The sequence below is a fragment of the Colidextribacter sp. OB.20 genome (genome assembly GCF_009911595.1).
Classification (GTDB): Bacteria; Bacillota; Clostridia; order Oscillospirales; family Oscillospiraceae; genus Lawsonibacter.
Window position 1 is genome coordinate 1 of sequence record NZ_QWKG01000118.1, and the last position, 4,346, is coordinate 4,346.

Below are 4,346 nucleotides of genomic sequence, written 5' to 3' on the forward strand. Positions count from 1 at the left end.
TGGTGACCCGTACGGGAATCGAACCCATGTTTGCGGCGTGAGAGGCCGCCGTCTTAACCGCTTGACCAACGGGCCTTATGGTGCGCCTTCAGGGATTCGAACCCGGGACCCACTGATTAAGAGTCAGTTGCTCTACCAACTGAGCTAAAGGCGCTTACTCTCTTTCGGAGAAAGAAGATGAGCAAAGAAAGCTTTCCTACGCTCTCTTATACACTTTCCTTCCCTTCAAGACAAGGGATGCGCTGTTGTCTGCACCCTGAAAACCGAACAGTGAAGCTTATCATTCCATCGCTTGCAAGCGCCTGCATTCCTCATGCTTTGAACCACTCTTGTAGGTCAAGCCCTCGGCTTATTAGTATCGGTCAGCTGCACGCCTTACAGCGCTTCCACCTCCGACCTATCAACGACATAGTCTACGTCGAGCCTTACTTCTTTCGAATGAGAGATCTTATCTTAGGGGGAGTTTCACGCTTAGATGCTTTCAGCGTTTATCTCGTCCAGACGTAGCTACCCAGCTGTGCCCTTGGCAGGACAACTGATGCACCAGAGGTCTGTCCATCCCGGTCCTCTCGTACTAAGGACAGCTCCCTTCAAATCTCTTACGCCCGCAACAGATAGGGACCGAACTGTCTCACGACGTTCTGAACCCAGCTCGCGTGCCACTTTAATCGGCGAACAGCCGAACCCTTGGGACCGAATTCAGCCCCAGGATGTGACGAGCCGACATCGAGGTGCCAAACCTCCCCGTCGCTGTGGACGCTTGGGGGAGATCAGCCTGTTATCCCCAGGGTAGCTTTTATCCGTTGAGCGACGGCACTTCCACTTGCATACCGCCGGATCACTAACTCCAACTTTCGTTACTGCTCCACCCGTCGGTGTCGCAGTTAGGCTTGTTTTTGCGTTTACACTCACTGCACGATTTCCGTCCGTGCTGAACAAACCTTTGAGCGCCTCCGTTACCTTTTAGGAGGCGACCGCCCCAGTCAAACTGCCCACCTAACAGTGTCCCCCGACCGGATTCACGGCCGCAGGTTAGAAAACCAGTAAATCAAGGGTGGTATCCCAAGGGTGACTCCACTCGAGCTGACGCCCTAGCTTCCAAGTCTCCCACCTATCCTGTACATGATTTACCAATCCTCAGTATTAAGCTGCAGTAAAGCTCCATGGGGTCTTTCCGTCTAGTTGCGGGTAACCGGCATCTTCACCGGTACTACAATTTCGCCGGGTGGGCTGTTGAGACAGCGCCCAAATCGTTACGCCATTCGTGCGGGTCAGAACTTACCTGACAAGGAATTTCGCTACCTTAGGACCGTTATAGTTACGGCCGCCGTTTACTGGGGCTTCAATTCAGACCTTCGCTTGCGCTAAGCCCTCCTCTTAACCTTCCAGCACCGGGCAGGCGTCAGCCCATATACGTCATCTTTCGATTTAGCATAGACCTGTGTTTTTGGTAAACAGTCGCTTGGGCCTATTCTCTGCGGCCTGCTCACGCAGGCTCCCCTTATCCCGAAGTTACGGGGTAATTTTGCCGAGTTCCTTAACAACCCTTCTCCCGTTGGCCTTAGGATCCTCTCCTCATCTACCTGTGTCGGTTTGCGGTACGGGCACCTTAGCATTCACCAGAACTTTTCTCGCCTCGTTATTCACTGACTTCCCTACTTATTTTCGGTCCCTTACGCCCGGGTCAACCAACGCCCGGGTTCAGCTAGCTCCAAGTGTCCTTCTGGTTTAAGTTTCGGCGGCTACGGAATTTCAACCGTATGTGCATCGACTACGCCTTGCGGCCTCGCCTTAGCTCCCGGCTTACCTTGGGCGGACGAACCTTCCCCAAGAAACCTTAGATTTTCGGCCATTATGATTCCCACATAATTCTCGCTACTCATTCCGGCATTCTCACTCGAATACAGTCCACCGCTGCTTCCGCTACGACTTCACCCCGTATTCGACGCTCCCCTACCACGCATTGCTGCATCCCAAGCTTCGGTTACATGCTTAGCCCCGTTACATTTTCCGCGCAGAGTCACTCGACCAGTGAGCTATTACGCACTCTTTTAATGAGTGGCTGCTTCTAAGCCAACATCCTGGTTGTTTTCGCAATTCCACATCGTTTTCCACTTAGCATGTATTAGGGACCTTAGCTGTGGGTCTGGGCTGTTTCCCTTTTGACCACGAGACTTATCTCACGTAGTCTGACTGCTGATCATCAATTAGCCGGCATTCAGAGTTTGATAGGGTTCAGTAACTTTATCAGCCCCTAGCCCATTCAGTGCTTTACCTCCGGTAATCTAAATCAACGCTAGCCCTAAAGCTATTTCGGGGAGAACCAGCTATCTCCAAGTTCGATTAGAATTTCTCCGCTATCCACAAGTCATCCGCCACCATTGCAACGGGGGTCGGTTCGGTCCTCCATGGAGTTTTACCTCCACTTCAACCTGCTCATGGATAGGTCACCTGGTTTCGGGTCTATTGCACGCGACTTAACGCCCTGTTCAGACTCGGTCTCCCTTCGCCTCCAGTGCTTAACACCTTAAGCTTGCCTCGTACAATAACTCGCCGGACCGTTCTACAAAAAGTACCTCATCACACCTTAACGTGCTCTGAGTGCTTGTAAGCACAAGGTTTCAGGTTCTGTTTCACTCCCCTCCCGGGGTCCTTTTCACCTTTCCCTCACGGTACTGCTCCTCTATCGGTCATCAAGTAGTATTTAGGGTTGGAGGGTGGTCCCCCCAGTTTCCCACAGGGTTTCACGTGTCCTGCGGTACTCTGGATCCTGACTAAAGCAATTCAGTTTTCGCTTACGGGGCTCTCACCCGCTATGGCCGGCCTTCCCATACCGTTCAGCTAACCTATTGCTCCGTTGTGTCAGTCCACAACCCCGGAGAATAAATCCTCCGGTTTGCCCTCTTCCGCGTTCGCTCGCCACTACTTGCGGAATCTCTGTTGATTTCTCTTCCTCGCCCTACTTAGATGTTTCAGTTCAGGCGGTTCCCCACCTACGCCTATTTGATTCAACGCAGGTTGACAGAGTATTGCTCTGCCGGGTTTCCCCATTCGGAAATCCGTGGATATATCGCTTATGTGCAGCTCCCCACGGCTTATCGCAGCTTGTCACGTCCTTCTTCGGCTCTTGATGCCAAGGCATTCCCCTTGCGCTCTTTATAGCTTGACCTCGTCGGAGCGGATTTCGTATCATTCGCTTCCGTGTAAACACGAAAGCTCATTCACTCCATTGCTCCTCCTCTCCAAGTCGGACCCGCTTCGCTGGGCTCCGACTTGGCACGGCGCTTCGCGCCGCTCCCTATCGCTCCCAACTGACGTTCCTCCTTGAGGAGATATTGGTTCTCACAAGAATTATGCAGGCCTCAGATTTGGTTTCATTGTAGTATTTGTGTTACCCTTTTTAAAAGTCCACAAAAAAACTTTGTTACCTCTCTGTTGCTTGCTCGCAATTTCTTGCTTGCTTCACTGTTCAGTTTTCAAGGTGCAAACTCCAACCTTTTTCAAGGTCAGATCGAAATGCTCGCCCGATTGGACAAACACTTCGATCCAATCTCAATGGTGGAGGTTATCGGATTCGAACCGGTGACCCCCTGCTTGCAAAGCAGGTGCTCTACCAGCTGAGCTAAACCCCCGTAACCGCTTAAGTTGGGTGGTGGGCCCAAGTGGACTCGAACCACCGACCTCACGATTATCAGTCGTGCGCTCTAGCCAGCTGAGCTATGGGCCCGTCGGGTTGCCGCTTTCCTCTCGCAGCGTGCGCCCTCTAAATTAAACAACGTGACTTAACTTCCACTCCAGATGGCTGACCTTAGGACTTTACAGCTGATTATTCATCAACTGAGGTCTCCTTAGAAAGGAGGTGATCCAGCCGCTCGTTCTCGAACGGCTACCTTGTTACGACTTCACCCCAATTATCGAACCCACCTTCGGCCGCGCCCCCCTTGCGGTTAGGCTACGGACTTCGGGTGTTCCCGACTCTCATGGTGTGACGGGCGGTGTGTACAAGGCCCGGGAACGTATTCACCGCGGCATGCTGATCCGCGATTACTAGCGATTCCAACTTCACGCAGGCGGGTTGCAGCCTGCGATCCGAACTGGGATGGCTTTTAGGGATTTGCTCCACCTCGCGGTATTGCTTCCCTCTGTTGACCACCATTGTAGTACGTGTGTGGCCCAGGACATAAGGGGCATGATGATTTGACGTCGTCCCCACCTTCCTCCGTTTTGTCAACGGCAGTCTCGCTAGAGTGCTCTTGCGTAGCAACTAACAATAAGGGTTGCGCTCGTTGCGGGACTTAACCCAACATCTCACGACACGAGCTGACGACAACCATGCACCACCTGTC

4 tRNA genes and 2 rRNA genes are annotated in these 4,346 nt (G+C 52.6%); all 6 read right to left on the reverse strand.

Features of this window, described 5'->3' with window-relative positions:
• Positions 1 to 75: transfer RNA gene (locus tag D1641_RS18490), tRNA-Glu, on the reverse strand.
• A 3-nt stretch (positions 76 to 78) separates the two neighbouring features.
• A tRNA-Lys gene (locus D1641_RS18495) sits at positions 79 to 154 on the reverse strand.
• Positions 155 to 332: 178 nt separating this feature from the next.
• Positions 333 to 3,169: ribosomal RNA gene (locus tag D1641_RS18500) — 23S ribosomal RNA — on the reverse strand.
• Positions 3,170 to 3,556: 387 nt separating this feature from the next.
• Positions 3,557 to 3,632 (reverse strand) — tRNA-Ala (locus D1641_RS18505).
• Between the two features lie 18 nt (positions 3,633 to 3,650).
• Positions 3,651 to 3,727, reverse strand: a tRNA-Ile gene (locus D1641_RS18510).
• A gap of 125 nt (positions 3,728 to 3,852) precedes the next feature.
• Positions 3,853 to 4,346 (reverse strand): 16S ribosomal RNA (locus tag D1641_RS18515); the annotation flags it as partial.